We start from the raw sequence: 13,543 nt of genomic DNA on the forward strand, positions 1-13,543 counted from the left end.
TATGCCTATTAATAAAGAACTTAAGAAAATCCTCGTTATCGGGTCAGGTCCGATTGTCATTGGTCAAGCGGCAGAGTTTGACTATGCAGGCACACAGGCTTGTGAGGCGTTGAAAGAAGAGGGCGTTGAGGTTGTACTGATTAACAGTAACCCTGCAACGATCATGACGGATACAAATACAGCTGATAAAGTATACATCGAGCCAATCACACTTGAATTTGTTACACAAATTATTCGTCAGGAGCGTCCAGATGGATTGCTACCCACATTGGGTGGCCAAACAGGTCTGAACATGGCGGTTGAGCTAGCGAGAGCGGGCATCTTGGAACAAGAGAACGTGAAGCTTCTAGGTACACAATTGACGTCAATTGAGAAAGCGGAAGATCGTGATTTGTTCCGTGATCTGATGCGTGAGCTTGAGCAGCCCGTGCCAGACAGCACCATTGTAACAACACTTGAAGAAGCCATGGATTTTGCTAAAGAAATCGGATTTCCACTGATTGTTCGTCCAGCATACACGCTTGGAGGTACGGGTGGTGGCATCTGTGCAACAGAAGAGGAATTGGAAGAGACCGTTACTTCCGGTATCCGTTATAGCCCAATTGGACAGTGTCTGGTTGAGAAGAGTATCGCGGGTATGAAGGAAGTTGAATATGAAGTTATGCGTGATGCGAACGACAACTGTATTGTCGTGTGTAACATGGAGAACTTTGATCCCGTAGGAGTTCATACGGGTGACAGTATTGTCGTAGCACCGAGTCAGACGCTTTCAGATCGTGAATATCAAATGCTTAGATCTGCATCACTCAAAATTATTCGCGCACTCAACATTGAAGGTGGATGTAACGTACAGTTTGCTCTAGATCCACAGAGCTTCCAGTACTATGTCATTGAAGTAAACCCGCGTGTTAGCCGTTCATCCGCGCTAGCATCCAAAGCAACGGGATATCCAATTGCTAAAATGGCTGCTAAAATCGCGCTTGGCTACACACTTGATGAAATCGTAAACCCTGTAACGGGACAAACTTATGCATGCTTCGAGCCAACGCTGGATTATATCGTGAGCAAAATCCCACGCTGGCCGTTTGATAAATTCATTCATGCGAACCGTAAGCTAGGAACGCAAATGAAAGCAACTGGCGAAGTTATGGCCATTGGTCGTACGTTTGAAGAGTCGATTCATAAAGCAATCCGTTCACTAGAAATCGGTGTACACCGCTTCTACTTGAAAGGTACAGATGAGCTGAGTGAAGAGGTTCTCAAAGAACGTTTGATCAAACCGGATGACGAGCGCATCTTCCTAGTTGCAGAAGCTTTCCGTCGTGGTTATGGCCTGCAAGATATTCAAGATCTCACCAATATTGACTGGTGGTTCCTAGATAAACTTCAAGGTTTGATCGCTTATGAAGAAGTGATCAAGGAAGAAACATTCACTTATGAAACGTTATATCAAGCGAAGCGTCTCGGCTTTACAGATCGTTCCATCGCTGAAATTCGCAGTTTAGGCGGAGTAAGTGGTGGATACACAACTGAAGCAGAGGTTCGTGAGTTCAGACTTGGGTCTAACCTTCGTCCAGTTTACAAAATGGTAGATACATGTGCTGCTGAATTTGAGGCAACAACTCCATACTATTACTCGACTTACGAGACAGAGAATGAAGTCATTGCATCAAACAAGGAAAAAGTTGTTGTACTGGGATCGGGTCCAATTCGGATCGGTCAAGGTATCGAATTTGACTACTCTACGGTTCACGCAGTATGGGCCATTCAAAAAGCAGGCTACGAGGCTGTAATCATCAATAACAACCCAGAGACTGTATCAACTGACTTTAACACTTCAGACAGACTCTACTTCGAACCATTGTTCTTCGAGGATGTTATGAATGTGATCGAGCAGGAGAAACCGATCGGCGTTATCGTTCAGTTCGGTGGACAAACGGCGATTAACCTAGCAGCACCTCTTAGCGCGGCAGGCGTGAAGATCCTAGGTACTAGTCTTGAGAGCATCGATGAAGCAGAGAACCGTAAGAAGTTCGAAGCACTGCTAACACGTCTTGATATTGCTCAGCCTCTAGGAAGCACGGTTACATCGGTTGATGAAGCAGTAGCAACAGCTCAGTCCATTGGTTACCCCGTTCTCGTTCGCCCATCTTACGTACTCGGTGGTCGCGCAATGGAAATTGTGTACTCGGATAGCGAATTGCTAAGTTATATGAAGGAAGCTGTTAAAATCAATCCAGACCATCCGGTTCTGATTGACCGTTATATGTTAGGTAAAGAAGTCGAGGTTGATGCAATCTGTGATGGTGAGACGGTTATCATTCCAGGTATCATGGAACATATCGAACGTGCAGGTGTTCACTCCGGTGACTCGATTGCTGTGTATCCACCGCAGCATCTAGAACAGCATCTTAAGGAGAAAATCACACAAATCACGATTCGTATCGCAAAAGAATTAAAAACAATTGGTTTGGTAAACATCCAATTCGTCATATACAAAGATGAAGTGTATGTAATCGAGGTTAATCCACGATCTTCACGTACAGTTCCATTCTTGAGCAAAGTAACAACGATTCCAATGGCAAATCTGGCTACTCAAGCAATCCTTGGTAAGAAGCTGAAGGATGCGGGTTATCAGGAAGGACTATGGCCTGAAAGCGAGTATATCTCCGTTAAAGTGCCAGTATTCTCCTTCGCTAAATTGCGCCGTGTAGAGCCTACACTTGGACCAGAAATGAAATCAACAGGCGAAGTCATGGGCCGTGATCTACAATATGCTAAGGCACTTTATAAAGGTTTGATTGGCGCAGGTATGAAAATACCAGCAACAGGAGCGATTATCGTTACTGTCGCTGATAAAGACAAAGAAGAAGCTGTTGAACTTATGACTGGATATAAACGTCTTGGTTATAAGATTTACGCAACAGGTGGTACTGCCGAGGCTCTAAATGCTGCCGGATTAAATGTAACGACGGTACAAAAGTTAAGTGATGGTACGCCAAACATTCTGGATCTAATCCGTAATGGTGAAGCGCAGTTTGTCTTCAATACGCTGACTAAAGGTAAAACGCCACAGCGTGACGGGTTCCGTATACGCCGTGAAGCGGTAGAGAACGGTGTTGTGTGTATGACATCGCTCGATACAGTAAGAGCGATGATGATTATGCTTGATACGATTAACTTCTCATCCCAGTCGATGCCGGCTTTTGACAATCGCTAAGGGAGTGTGAAGACGATGAATGAAGTATATAAAGAAATGGCGGGCCGCTTAATCGTGGCCCTCGATTATCCGGATGCCGAGCAGGCATCCTCTTATTAGGGAGCTTGAAGGTATTCCTTGTTACCTTAAGGTAGGCATGCAATTGTTCTATGCTGCTGGTCCTGATTTTGTAAAAGATTTGAAGGCTAAAGGGTATCAAGTTTTTCTTGATCTCAAAATGCATGACATACCAAACACAGTTAAGGGTGGGGCTGACAGCATCACTCGTCTTGGTGTGGATATGTTTAATGTGCATGCAGGCGGTGGACTACAAATGATGAAGGCCGCAGCCGAAGGTGTTGCACAAGCGTTAGATAGTAATCCTTCATTGTCTAAGCCGATCTTGATTGCTGTGACACAGTTGACGAGCACAAATGAACAGATGCTTAATGAGGAAATTGGTATTTCTGGTAGTGTGGAGAATGCAGTCCTAAACTATGCACAATTGACGCTCAAGGCAGGTTTGGATGGTGTGGTGGCTTCCCCTATGGAATCTGCAGCCATTCGTGAGGCTTGTGGGCATGAGTTCGTTACTGTAACGCCTGGTATTCGTCCAGCGGGCAGCGCAATGGGCGATCAATCGCGTACGTTAACTCCTGCGGAAGCAATCCGTAAGGGTAGTCACTATATCGTAGTAGGACGACCTATTACGGGTGCTTCAAATCCACGACAGGCAGCAGAAGACATTATTAAGGAGATGATGGAAGCATGAGTAATCTAGAAGTGATTCCTGCAAAAATAGCAGCTTATTTATTGCAAATTGAAGCGGTTGCGCTGCGTCCAAAGCAGCCCTTTACATGGACATCGGGACTGAAGTCCCCGATCTATTGTGATAACCGACTAACGATGTCTTATCCGGAGGTTCGCGATTATATCGCTGAATCCTTTGCGGCTATTATTCGCAGTCAATTCCCTGAGACGGAGGCCATTTCAGGTACAGCCACTGCGGGTATTCCGCATGCTGCATGGGTAGCTGAGAAGCTGAACCTGCCGATGTCCTACGTGCGTGATAAAGCTAAAGGACATGGCAAAGAGAATCAAATTGAAGGCCTAATTAAACCGGGACAAAAGGTTATCGTAATTGAGGATCTGATCTCTACAGGTGGTAGCTCAATTAAGGCTGCACAGGCTGTAGCACAAGCTGGCGCTCAGCCGCTAGCGGTACTTGCGATATTCAGTTACCAGCTGAATAAAGCGACTCAGGCCTTTGCTGAAGCAGGCATTCATGTACAGTCGCTCTCTAACTATGAGGCTCTGATGGATGTTGCCCTTGAAAAAGGGACGATTGAGCAAGGTGATGTACAAGCACTCAAAGCATGGAGAGAAGATCCATCTACTTATGGTGTCTAAGTTATAAATGGTTCCAAGGCTTTCTGTCACGCTTCTAAACGTGATGGAGAGCCTTTTTGTTCTCTATTGAGTTTGCCTTTCAGAAAAGTTGAATGAACATTGGCTTATTAGGCAACAATAGCCATGATCACAATATTTTATATGAGAGAGGTAGCAGGATGCGTTGGATTTATTTCGGAAAACTGTACAGAACTAAATTTCAGGCAGGATGTCTTGCCAAAAGATTGGAGCAGGATGGCTGGATCTATGGTTATCAAGATCCGCAGTCCGTAGAAATTTTTCGTTCACTTAAGGGAAGATATGGCGTTCGCTTCATTCCATAAAAAAATACTTGACGGATTATATTACTTTGCTGTATATTAATTATTGTCGCTGTTAAATGTATACCAATGACGCGGGGTGGAGCAGCCCGGTAGCTCGTCGGGCTCATAACCCGAAGGCCGCAGGTTCAAATCCTGCCCCCGCAACCAATTTAACTGCCATTATATTACGATATACATACTTAGTAAGGGCCCTTAGCTCAGTTGGTTAGAGCGGTCGGCTCATAACCGATTGGTCGGGGGTTCGAGTCCCTCAGGGCCCACCATTAGCAGTATATCATGCGTTTATGCCGGGGTGGCGGAATTGGCAGACGCACAGGACTTAAAATCCTGCGGTAGGTGACTACCGTACCGGTTCGATCCCGTTCTCGGCATATTAGGATTAGTAACAACTGGTATAAGTCATAACTAATCCGACAACTTAAGAGTCTCGATGTGGTAGCATACCATATCGAGACTCTTTTTCTTATTTAAGATTAGTGTCTTTGCCTACTAATGTAAAAAAGTATACGACAAGATAGCTGATCAATGTGACAGCAAAAATGAGAGTGGAAAAAGGAAGTATAAGTCGGAGCTGCTCTATATCTGTTAACATATGCACCGTATCCTGTATAATCTCGCCTGGCTTCAACAGTAAATCCCAGCTATTCCAACGCACGAAACGCCCAATATAAATGCCGAAGCTACTCAATAGCAAAATAAAGATGGCAATAGTCCATCCGATGATAGCTCCATATACTTTTTTCATCAATTGATGAACTATATACAGTGACCAGACCCCAAGTAACAATCCGATTAGTGCCGCAGAGAAGAAGATACTGAGATGATACCAAAATTCAATATCTCTTGTGAAATTCATGCCCGCGTCAGGACGACGATAATGTACAAAGGGGTGGATTAAGTCTGTTATCAAATAGGCGGAGTTAGGATAAAAGAATAACCATGCAAGACCGATTAGGATAACTAGTACTCTCTTACCCATTGATTTCTTCAGGGTTGTAGCAATGCAAGCCAAGAGTAATACAAGTCCCACGGGAACCCATGCTAAGAACATGTCCCAGGGTAGAAACAAATAGATCTGTCTCCCCGTATGTATCCGCAAATAGGAAGCTAGCGATAGGCTGCCTATAGTTCCGAGTAGAAGTAGAAGTAAGATCGCAAAATGACTTCGTATCATAGGATTTTTTGTTAACGTGCTCAGTATGACCCCTCCGCATCATAAACGTTTGATATTCATCTCCTAACATCCCATAAATCCTTACATTTTACAAACTTCTGCATGTTAGTTTATTTTTTTTTGTAAAAAAAGATTGCCAGCTTTAAGTATTTATGATATATTAATTCTTGTCGCCATTAAGCTATTTTTAAAAGAGAGCACATCAGCTCATCCCTATCATTATGCCGGGGTGGCGGAATTGGCAGACGCACAGGACTTAAAATCCTGCGGTAGGTGACTACCGTACCGGTTCGACCCCGGTTCTCGGCATACATAAGCTTTATAAGAGTCCTACTTGATGATCAAGTAGGACTCTTTTTATTCTTTGGAGAGTCTTTCGAACGATAAAAAGGGCTTGTATGAGGTGCTACAACACGGTATAATAAATTTTGTGACTGCGGAACATGATATGCATTTATGAAAACCGCGCTGTATGCCGGGGTGGCGGAATTGGCAGACGCACAGGACTTAAAATCCTGCGGTAGGTGACTACCGTACCGGTTCGATTCCGGTTCTCGGCACTTTCTTATATGAAAGACATTCAGCTGATCCTGTTGCGGGGTGAGCTTTTTTGTATATCTGGAGGAGGACTGGGTTATGTTTGGCAACGACTGGGATATTATATTACAAGATGAAGTGAAGAAACCTTATTTCAAAGAACTTAGCGCAAAACTAGATATTGAATATAAAACTCAGACGATATTTCCACCTAAAGAATATTTGTTTCAAGCACTGAAATTAACGTCCTATGCGGATACCAAAGTGGTTATTCTTGGCCAAGATCCGTATCATGGAGTGGGACAAGCACACGGCTTAAGCTTCTCTGTTATGCCTGGTGTCCGAATTCCGCCTTCGTTAGTGAATATGTATAAGGAACTACATACGGACCTCGGCATCCAAATACCTAATCACGGTTCATTGATCCATTGGGCTGAAGAAGGGGTATTACTACTTAATACGGTGCTGACGGTACGTGAAGGACAAGCTAATTCTCACAAGGGAATAGGTTGGGAGCATTTTACGGACGCAGTGATTGCTAAATTGAATGAACGTGAGCGTCCCGTTGTATTTATTTTGTGGGGGAGTCATGCTCAGAAGAAAGGACAATTCATTGATCGTAGCAGACATCATGTCATTGAATCCGTTCATCCAAGCCCACTTGCTGCATACCGTGGATTTTTTGGTAGTCGACCTTATTCACAAACGAATGAATTTTTACTCAAAGAAGGACTGCCGCAGGTCGACTGGTCTATCCCTGATCTTCAATAAAAATGCAGTGATGTCTGAGGAGGCTTAACATGAAGCATTGGACAGGTAAACGCGTTATTATTGATTGCAATAACAAGCTGCAGCCTCGGCTAAAAGGTATTATTCGCAGATGGGATGAAGTGAATGGTTGCGTGGTGCTGGGACCGCATGAGATTCGAGTACCTTTTGATCATATTATTAAAATAGTCGCTTTACCGGATGGGATGAACGCTTGTCCTCCAGCAGATGCCAGTGTAAGTTATGTGATGAAGGATGAAATTCAGTTTGATAATGCCGTATATTTTCATTCATCAGTTATGATATGGCGGGGACAGCAACTTATAGCGATGAGGGCCATCCTTGCACACCATGATTTGAACACCGTGACGCTTGATAATGGTTCCGTACTGAGCAAGGCAGATCATAGCTTTGTCGTACGTGCTTTACGAGGTAGTTTATAAGGTAAGAAATAACAGGGCTTACGAACATGATCTCCCAAAAGGAGATGTGATCGTAAGCCTTTTTATTGTACTCGTTATGCAATAGGTGGTGCAGGTGGAGTAGGGGGTGGCGGCGGTGTATCGTCCGTCTTTTCCGCGAGAAAGATTCCGTAGATATGAACAATAGCAATCTTAGCTATCATATACACGGGAATAGCGAGTATGACACCGAGGATACCAAATACATCAACACCGATCAGTAGGAGTATCACCGTCGTTAGTGGATGGATATCCAATTGTTTGCCGTATACGATGGGAGACAATAAGTTGTCCTGGATTTGCTGAGCAACGATGATGACCACTAGCGACCAGATCGCGACGGATGGTGAATCAATAAATCCAACAATCACGACAGGTACAGTGGCAATGATGGCACCCACATAAGGTATCAAGTTAAGTATGGCGGACAAGATTGCTAATAGTAGAGAATATTTTAATCCGATGATCAGGAATCCAATATACATGAGGACGCCGAGAATCAGATTAAGTATAACGCGTCCTACAATAAAGCCACTAAGCGCTGAATCAATTTCGTTGATTGCCTCTTTTCCTTCCTTACGAAAGCGACGGGGCAGGAGGAGAAGCAGAAACGGAGTAAGTTTGCTGCTTTCTTTTAACATGTAATAAAGGACGATCGGCACTGTTGCAAGAATGACAACCACATTAGAGATGACTGAAATAAAGTTAGAAATGGAATTGGTTATACTCGCGATGAGATCATTAGCATACTCCGTAACACGTGAAGTTATTTCGGATTCACTAGGGATAATTTTAGAGAGAAAACGATTATGTTGAAGTGCTTGAAGTTGCTTCTGTAATCCTTCCACAAAGAAAGGTGCATTATTGGCGAAATTCACTACCTGTTCTTGGAGAGTCGGCCATACGAGAATGGAGAACAGGACAATGAGGCCGGCGAATACTAAATAAATGGTAATGATGGATATGGGTCTTTTCCAGCCATGTTTCTCCATATAATTAACAATGGGGCGAAGCAGATAGAACATAAACCCTGCTAGCATCATGGGTACAAGAAGTAGATTGACAATAACGATAATCGGACTGAAAACAAAACTTACTTTAGATATTAGGTAAATAATAAGAAGTGTTGCAATAATCCCTAAGCATGTTCGTAAGTACTTACTTTGTAGCATGATAATTCCCCCAGCTTCTATGTATATCTTCTTAACTTGCATGTTTCCTATTAAACGCTTTTGACATGTCTTGAAGCTTGCATATAAAGCAATGTGTTACATGAAATGGTGATATTGTCCAATCCATCCTTAACTCTGCTACATAAATTATAGTAAGTCCACTACGAAGGAGGGAATAGCAATGAGTGAAGTCGTTGGCGGTTTAGGTTATGGTAATGCTGGTGGCGCTTTCGGGTCCACAGGAGTCATTCTTGTTCTCTTTATCCTGCTCGTAATTATTACCCGGGCGATTCTTATTTAATTTATGGATATGAAACATTCCTGCCGGCTTTGCCAGCGGGGTGTTTTTTGTGTTTCCTAAAAGTTTAAGTTAAGGGTATAGATTAAACGAGATAAGGGAGTGAGTCATATGGCACAATTACTGGTGGCTATTTTTAAAACTAGGCAGGATACCGCACTTGCCATTCAGGATCTGGAGGAAGCGGGTTATCATAAGAAGGATATTTCGTTACTGGGTAAGAATAAATTGGATTTAGTTATGATATGTCATGATGCCGGTCTTAAAGAACCAAAAGCAGGCGTAGGAAACACAGGAGTATTTGGTGAAGTCAAAAATATTATTTCAAGTTTAGAGATCGGTTCGCAAATCACATGGGCGGTAGGGCCTGCAGTACCTAAATTGGCGGGAGCAACCATAGGCACTGATGCGGATGAGCTCGTTGTTGGCCTCATTGGTCTCGGTATCCCTCAGAAGGATGCTGAACAATATGAAGATCATCTGATCAAGGAACGTATCATTCTAATGATGGAAAGTACTTTGGAGCAGAGTAAAGAGTTGTTGGAAATACTTGAATCGCATGATTGTATCGGTCTTAATGAGACTTAATGGTACATAAAGACTACACTATTTTACCATTATTTAGATAATACAAGATTAATATACCTGAATATGCGCATAAAAAAAAGGTGATCTCTTAAGATCCCTTTTTTCGTTAATAAATAATTCTTCGATTTAAGTAGACTGTTCCTTTGTACTTCTTAGTCATAAGCTTCGCTTCTTCACTGACAAAAGTATAAATGGCTTGTAGACGCTGATTCAGCGGTTTGATGGTTTCTTTTACCTCTCCATCAACAATGACGTCATAAACGATCATGTAATATGTTCACCTCTTCATATATTCATTATCTTACTTTATACATCATATAAAAGAATTATTAAGAAGAGATTAAGTAATTGTGAGCAAGTTGTAAATTTTCAAGTTTATACTGTCATTACATGTAGTCGCTATAGTAGTATACAAATAGGCTTATACATGTCATAGGAGGTTAGTCAAATGGGGAACGTGATAAACTTTGCTCACCGCGGTGCTTCGGCATATTGTCCAGAAAATACGTTGGCGGCTTTTATCCGGAGTTTGGAGCTTGGGGCTACGGGAATTGAGACCGATGTACAATTGACTAAAGACGGCGAACTTGTACTCATTCATGATGAGACGCTTATGCGGACGACAGACGGACAAGGCTGGGTTAAAAATACAACACTCGAAGAAATAAGAACTCTTGATGCTGGAAGCTGGTATGACCCATCATTTAAGGGACAACGTGTTCCAACCCTTGACGAACTTTTCGAACTCGTTAAAGAGCGTAACATCATCATAAATGTAGAGCTCAAGAACGGAGCTGTCATCTATGAGGGCCTTGAGGAGAAAGTTATTGAACGGATTCGTGCATATGGATTAAGTGAGCAAGTGATTTTGTCGAGTTTCAATCATTATTCTTTGGCGCTCTGCAAACAAATTGCTCCAGATATCCAAACAGGAATTTTATATATGGAAGGCTTATATGAACCATGGGAATATGCTCGCACGCTTCGTGCAGATGCACTTCATGCGTATCACTTTGCGGTATATCCCGAATTTGTAGCAAGCGCCAAAGGGCATGGCATGGTATATCATCCGTTTACAGTGAATGATCCGGAGGAAATGCAGAGGTTGATCCAAGCTGGGGTGGCAGGGATTATAACGGATTACCCAGATCGTCTGGCAGCATTGCTTCAAACGACTACTAATGTGTAAAATAGATAATTAACTAAATAGACCGCTGCAATTGCAGCGGTCTATTTTTGATACTTAACTTGTTCGGACTAGGTACGATTGAAGAACTATACGATATTAAAATCCTCATCATCCTCATCGTTGGTGCGGGCTCGTTCTTCTTCATGTTCTTTATGAATTTTGGAACCCTCTTCTAATATGTCTTCAATCATATCCGTAGAAGATGGCGTTTCGGATGCCGGGTCTGGAATAGACTCAAAGCCTGGCAATCTTTCATCATCTTTAAATTTACTCATGAGAATTCTTCCTTTCTATTATGGGTGTATAAGCAACTACTTCAAGGTTAAACCGGAATGCTCATCATGAACCATTCTTCCCTCTTAGACACAAAAAAAACTGCCACAGGTAGTAGCAGTCATCTTTTTAGCGAAACGAAATTAGTCTCGATATATGATCAATTTCATTTAGATAGAGCCACATGGCCCCTTCAATCGTACGCATTCTAAGTTTCAATGGGTCTTCGGATTGCTCGGGCGTACCTGTAATGGTGTATCCATCTAAGTTTTTAACGAAAATTTGTTGACCACGTTCAATAGCAATTTGAATTTCTTTTTCAATTAGCATAAGACTTATCTCCTGTAGTGTTCATCTGTTTGTGACTTTAGAATCACGATATACCTATATCATAGGAGATAAATGGATAAAATCATAGAGAGCGTATGTTCTAATATTGAACATATTGACCCATTTATGGGGTCGTTGGGACTATTTTTCATAGAAACTTACAATGAATAGAAGAATGTGAAGAATGTGATACATAAAGAGGATATTGTTCGTCTATCACCTTGGACTCAAGTAGCAAACTAAAAAGAGATCGGCATCTGCCGAACCCTCGTTAAGTTTAAATAAAGTAATTCGTTTTATCAGGGTGGCGTTACATTTTTCTGAGAATAAACGTCGCTAGGCACAGTTTTCGGATAAACATCTTTCATCACCGGCGAGCTTGAATGATTCAAACGCGTAGGTTGCGTATCTTGTTGACTAACTGAGCATCCTGCCAGGATGATAATTACACAATAGCTCACCACAATATACAACAGCTTCTTTGGCATACCGCGCCACTCCTTTGAGTCGGTTATACCTACCATTTTTGACTTTATATCCAAAATTTATCCACATGTTGTTATTGTTCATGAAGTGATTAATTTGACTAAGATATATATTCCACACAAATGTTAAAGAACCTACTTCAATTTGACCTATTCTCTTAAAAATATAATTTGACACGATTTATACAGCCTGATATGATAATGGATATATTTATTGCGAGTAAATCATATGTATATGATTTGATCTGCTAGCTCAGCTGGGAGAGCACCATCTTGACAGGGTGGGGGTCAGTGGTTCGAGCCCACTGCAGATCATCACGAAAACCCTTGATATTCTAGGGTTTTTTTATTTTTATGGGGATATTAAGATGGATTGAAAAATCCTGCTCTTAGTGAGCAGGATTATCAAAGCTAATATCTAATTTTCTTCAATTCTCTTTACTTGAAGAGGTGGAGGGACAAGCCAGCCTTTTTCTTTGGTCATCTCAAGAATACGGACGCCAATGGCTGTTTTTGCTAAATGATATTTCGCAAACAGCGCACCTATGTCGACTCGAATGGATTGCCCCATTACTTGACTACAAGCAACGAGACCGAGAGAAGTATCAGCTGCAATTTTTGCAGCAATCTCAGGATCAGTAAATCTTGCGCCTACTGGTATATCTTCAAGATTAACTTGTGGTCTTTCAGGCAACGCAGGTGAAGGTGCAATACCGTTATCAGTGAGCAAAGTATCACATTCCTTAATTTCTTGCTTAGCCTGGTCAATAAGATCATTAAGTATTTTCTTGAGATCTTTGTCACCAGCATGGTTTAGGAAAGCCTGGTAACCCGAAACCATGCCTTTAGCTATCGTAGATGCTTGCCATACACTAAAAATTTCACCATAGTGCATAGGCTCATCTTTAGGATTATCGCTTAAAATTCCCATGTTCACATCTCCTTTAGCAAGTTCTTTAATGACGTTCAGGATCGCGACGTTTTAGTCCTGCGAGACCTGCTAAACCAAGCAATCCAAGCCATCCCCAATTTGTACGGTTATCATCAGTTGCAGAAGTAGCTTTATAGCTGTTTGTGCTCATTTCGTTTGTGTGATTGTTCATATCGTTCGAATTCATATTGTTGTTTTCTGCAAATGCAGGAAACACAAGAACCAAAGCGATACTCCATACGGCTAAAAATGATGCAATTATTTTCTTCATTGAGGCTCCTCCTTTCAGAAACAAAATTTAGTGTGGCGGGTGCAGATACCAAGATTATTTTTCCCAAATCAAACTTAACTATTCTAAAAAAAGTCTAAACAAGCTTAAGCTGATTGCCATCATAATGTTAACTC

The 13,543-nt window shown here is 42.1% G+C and carries 16 protein-coding genes, 6 tRNA genes and 1 pseudogene; 15 read left to right on the plus strand and 8 right to left on the minus strand.

What is annotated here, in order from left to right:
* Nucleotide 1: 1 nt before the first annotated feature.
* The 7 genes and pseudogenes from carB (at nt 2) to JCM16418_RS05040 (ending at nt 5,303) form a co-directional block, all read left to right on the plus strand.
* Nucleotides 2-3,220, plus strand: coding sequence for a carbamoyl-phosphate synthase large subunit (carB, locus tag JCM16418_RS05015; protein WP_036646762.1), 3,219 nt, complete (start codon nt 2-4; stop codon nt 3,218-3,220).
* 15 nt (nt 3,221-3,235) lie between these two features.
* A pseudogene (gene pyrF, locus JCM16418_RS05020) lies at nt 3,236-3,971 on the plus strand (orotidine-5'-phosphate decarboxylase).
* Nucleotides 3,968-4,609, plus strand: coding sequence for an orotate phosphoribosyltransferase (pyrE, locus tag JCM16418_RS05025; protein WP_036646763.1), 642 nt, complete (start codon nt 3,968-3,970; stop codon nt 4,607-4,609). Before pyrF ends, pyrE begins: the two are co-directional and overlap by 4 nt.
* 158 nt (nt 4,610-4,767) lie before the next feature.
* Entirely contained in the window at nt 4,768-4,932 is a 165-nt protein-coding gene (locus JCM16418_RS25275) for a hypothetical protein (RefSeq protein ID WP_162832468.1), read from the plus strand.
* Between the two features lie 70 nt (nt 4,933-5,002).
* A tRNA-Met gene (locus tag JCM16418_RS05030) sits at nt 5,003-5,079 on the plus strand.
* Between the two features lie 39 nt (nt 5,080-5,118).
* Nucleotides 5,119-5,195 (plus strand) — tRNA-Ile (locus tag JCM16418_RS05035).
* A 23-nt stretch (nt 5,196-5,218) separates the two neighbouring features.
* Nucleotides 5,219-5,303, plus strand: a tRNA-Leu gene (locus JCM16418_RS05040).
* A gap of 92 nt (nt 5,304-5,395) precedes the next feature.
* Here the strand turns inward: JCM16418_RS05040 and JCM16418_RS05045 are convergent.
* Complete coding sequence (locus tag JCM16418_RS05045) at nt 5,396-6,106, minus strand: DUF1361 domain-containing protein (protein WP_036646764.1); 711 nt, start codon at nt 6,104-6,106, stop codon at nt 5,396-5,398.
* A gap of 223 nt (nt 6,107-6,329) precedes the next feature.
* On the opposite strand from JCM16418_RS05045, the gene JCM16418_RS05050 reads away from it, so the two are divergent.
* The 4 genes from JCM16418_RS05050 to JCM16418_RS05065 all read left to right on the plus strand — a co-directional run bounded on the left by JCM16418_RS05050 (nt 6,330) and on the right by JCM16418_RS05065 (nt 7,854).
* Nucleotides 6,330-6,415, plus strand: a tRNA-Leu gene (locus tag JCM16418_RS05050).
* 165 nt (nt 6,416-6,580) lie between these two features.
* Nucleotides 6,581-6,666: transfer RNA gene (locus JCM16418_RS05055), tRNA-Leu, on the plus strand.
* A 76-nt stretch (nt 6,667-6,742) separates the two neighbouring features.
* The gene (locus JCM16418_RS05060) at nt 6,743-7,414 is read left to right on the plus strand and encodes a uracil-DNA glycosylase (protein WP_036646765.1); all 672 of its coding nucleotides are present in this window, start codon (nt 6,743-6,745) and stop codon (nt 7,412-7,414) included.
* A gap of 29 nt (nt 7,415-7,443) precedes the next feature.
* The gene (locus JCM16418_RS05065; protein WP_036646767.1) at nt 7,444-7,854 is read left to right on the plus strand and encodes a hypothetical protein; all 411 of its coding nucleotides are present in this window, start codon (nt 7,444-7,446) and stop codon (nt 7,852-7,854) included.
* Nucleotides 7,855-7,928: 74 nt separating this feature from the next.
* Here the strand turns inward: JCM16418_RS05065 and JCM16418_RS05070 are convergent, their stop codons facing one another.
* Nucleotides 7,929-9,044, minus strand: a complete 1,116-nt coding sequence (locus JCM16418_RS05070) for an AI-2E family transporter (RefSeq protein WP_052020057.1) — start codon at nt 9,042-9,044, stop codon at nt 7,929-7,931.
* 181 nt (nt 9,045-9,225) lie between these two features.
* Between JCM16418_RS05070 and JCM16418_RS25490 the strand changes: the two genes are divergently transcribed.
* Both JCM16418_RS25490 and JCM16418_RS05075 read left to right on the plus strand, forming a co-directional pair.
* Nucleotides 9,226-9,345 (plus strand): YjcZ family sporulation protein, encoded by a 120-nt coding sequence (locus JCM16418_RS25490; RefSeq protein WP_206777785.1) that lies wholly within the window; start codon nt 9,226-9,228, stop codon nt 9,343-9,345.
* 108 nt (nt 9,346-9,453) lie between these two features.
* Complete coding sequence (locus JCM16418_RS05075) at nt 9,454-9,930, plus strand: general stress protein (RefSeq protein WP_036646768.1); 477 nt, start codon at nt 9,454-9,456, stop codon at nt 9,928-9,930.
* A 106-nt stretch (nt 9,931-10,036) separates the two neighbouring features.
* Here JCM16418_RS05075 and JCM16418_RS05080 read toward each other — a convergent pair whose 3' ends face one another.
* Complete coding sequence (locus JCM16418_RS05080; protein WP_036646769.1) at nt 10,037-10,198, minus strand: hypothetical protein; 162 nt, start codon at nt 10,196-10,198, stop codon at nt 10,037-10,039.
* Nucleotides 10,199-10,378: 180 nt separating this feature from the next.
* Here JCM16418_RS05080 and JCM16418_RS05085 point away from each other — a divergent pair, with 180 nt between their 5' ends.
* Nucleotides 10,379-11,119, plus strand: coding sequence for a glycerophosphodiester phosphodiesterase (locus JCM16418_RS05085; RefSeq protein ID WP_036646771.1), 741 nt, complete (start codon nt 10,379-10,381; stop codon nt 11,117-11,119).
* A gap of 86 nt (nt 11,120-11,205) precedes the next feature.
* Here the strand turns inward: JCM16418_RS05085 and JCM16418_RS05090 are convergent, their stop codons facing one another.
* The 3 genes from JCM16418_RS05090 to JCM16418_RS05100 all read right to left on the minus strand — a co-directional run bounded on the left by JCM16418_RS05090 (nt 11,206) and on the right by JCM16418_RS05100 (nt 12,210).
* A complete protein-coding gene (locus tag JCM16418_RS05090) occupies nt 11,206-11,394 on the minus strand; it encodes a hypothetical protein (protein WP_036646772.1) in 189 nt (62 codons plus the stop codon).
* A gap of 127 nt (nt 11,395-11,521) precedes the next feature.
* Nucleotides 11,522-11,722, minus strand: a complete 201-nt coding sequence (locus tag JCM16418_RS05095) for a hypothetical protein (RefSeq protein WP_036646773.1) — start codon at nt 11,720-11,722, stop codon at nt 11,522-11,524.
* Between the two features lie 299 nt (nt 11,723-12,021).
* Complete coding sequence (locus JCM16418_RS05100) at nt 12,022-12,210, minus strand: hypothetical protein (RefSeq protein ID WP_036646775.1); 189 nt, start codon at nt 12,208-12,210, stop codon at nt 12,022-12,024.
* Nucleotides 12,211-12,449: 239 nt separating this feature from the next.
* Between JCM16418_RS05100 and JCM16418_RS05105 the strand changes: the two genes are divergently transcribed.
* Nucleotides 12,450-12,522 (plus strand) — tRNA-Val (locus JCM16418_RS05105).
* A gap of 103 nt (nt 12,523-12,625) precedes the next feature.
* On the opposite strand, the gene JCM16418_RS05110 is transcribed toward JCM16418_RS05105, so the two are convergent.
* Together JCM16418_RS05110 and JCM16418_RS05115 are read right to left on the minus strand one after the other, a co-directional pair.
* The gene (locus tag JCM16418_RS05110; protein ID WP_036646777.1) at nt 12,626-13,138 is read right to left on the minus strand and encodes a DUF3231 family protein; all 513 of its coding nucleotides are present in this window, start codon (nt 13,136-13,138) and stop codon (nt 12,626-12,628) included.
* Between the two features lie 25 nt (nt 13,139-13,163).
* Entirely contained in the window at nt 13,164-13,409 is a 246-nt protein-coding gene (locus JCM16418_RS05115; RefSeq protein WP_036646779.1) for a WGxxGxxG family protein, read from the minus strand.
* Nucleotides 13,410-13,543: the final 134 nt, after the last annotated feature.

It is taken from the genome of Paenibacillus pini JCM 16418 (assembly GCF_000576305.1).
GTDB lineage: Bacteria > Bacillota > Bacilli > Paenibacillales > Paenibacillaceae > Paenibacillus_AQ > Paenibacillus_AQ pini.

Excerpts from the sequence above, each read along its gene's own strand:
- carB (WP_036646762.1), top strand. The coding sequence starts at position 2 with ATGCCTATTAATAAAGAACTTAAGAAAATCCTCGTTATCGGGTCAGGT.
- pyrE (WP_036646763.1), top strand. The coding sequence starts at position 3,968 with ATGAGTAATCTAGAAGTGATTCCTGCAAAAATAGCAGCTTATTTATTG.
- JCM16418_RS25275 (WP_162832468.1), top strand. The coding sequence starts at position 4,768 with ATGCGTTGGATTTATTTCGGAAAACTGTACAGAACTAAATTTCAGGCA.
- JCM16418_RS05045 (WP_036646764.1), bottom strand. The coding sequence starts at position 6,106 with ATGATACGAAGTCATTTTGCGATCTTACTTCTACTTCTACTCGGAACT.
- JCM16418_RS05060 (WP_036646765.1), top strand. The coding sequence starts at position 6,743 with ATGTTTGGCAACGACTGGGATATTATATTACAAGATGAAGTGAAGAAA.
- JCM16418_RS05065 (WP_036646767.1), top strand. The coding sequence starts at position 7,444 with ATGAAGCATTGGACAGGTAAACGCGTTATTATTGATTGCAATAACAAG.
- JCM16418_RS05070 (WP_052020057.1), bottom strand. The coding sequence starts at position 9,044 with ATGCTACAAAGTAAGTACTTACGAACATGCTTAGGGATTATTGCAACA.
- JCM16418_RS25490 (WP_206777785.1), top strand. The coding sequence starts at position 9,226 with ATGAGTGAAGTCGTTGGCGGTTTAGGTTATGGTAATGCTGGTGGCGCT.
- JCM16418_RS05075 (WP_036646768.1), top strand. The coding sequence starts at position 9,454 with ATGGCACAATTACTGGTGGCTATTTTTAAAACTAGGCAGGATACCGCA.
- JCM16418_RS05080 (WP_036646769.1), bottom strand. The coding sequence starts at position 10,198 with ATGATCGTTTATGACGTCATTGTTGATGGAGAGGTAAAAGAAACCATC.
- JCM16418_RS05085 (WP_036646771.1), top strand. The coding sequence starts at position 10,379 with ATGGGGAACGTGATAAACTTTGCTCACCGCGGTGCTTCGGCATATTGT.
- JCM16418_RS05090 (WP_036646772.1), bottom strand. The coding sequence starts at position 11,394 with ATGAGTAAATTTAAAGATGATGAAAGATTGCCAGGCTTTGAGTCTATT.
- JCM16418_RS05095 (WP_036646773.1), bottom strand. The coding sequence starts at position 11,722 with ATGCTAATTGAAAAAGAAATTCAAATTGCTATTGAACGTGGTCAACAA.
- JCM16418_RS05100 (WP_036646775.1), bottom strand. The coding sequence starts at position 12,210 with ATGCCAAAGAAGCTGTTGTATATTGTGGTGAGCTATTGTGTAATTATC.
- JCM16418_RS05110 (WP_036646777.1), bottom strand. The coding sequence starts at position 13,138 with ATGGGAATTTTAAGCGATAATCCTAAAGATGAGCCTATGCACTATGGT.
- JCM16418_RS05115 (WP_036646779.1), bottom strand. The coding sequence starts at position 13,409 with ATGAAGAAAATAATTGCATCATTTTTAGCCGTATGGAGTATCGCTTTG.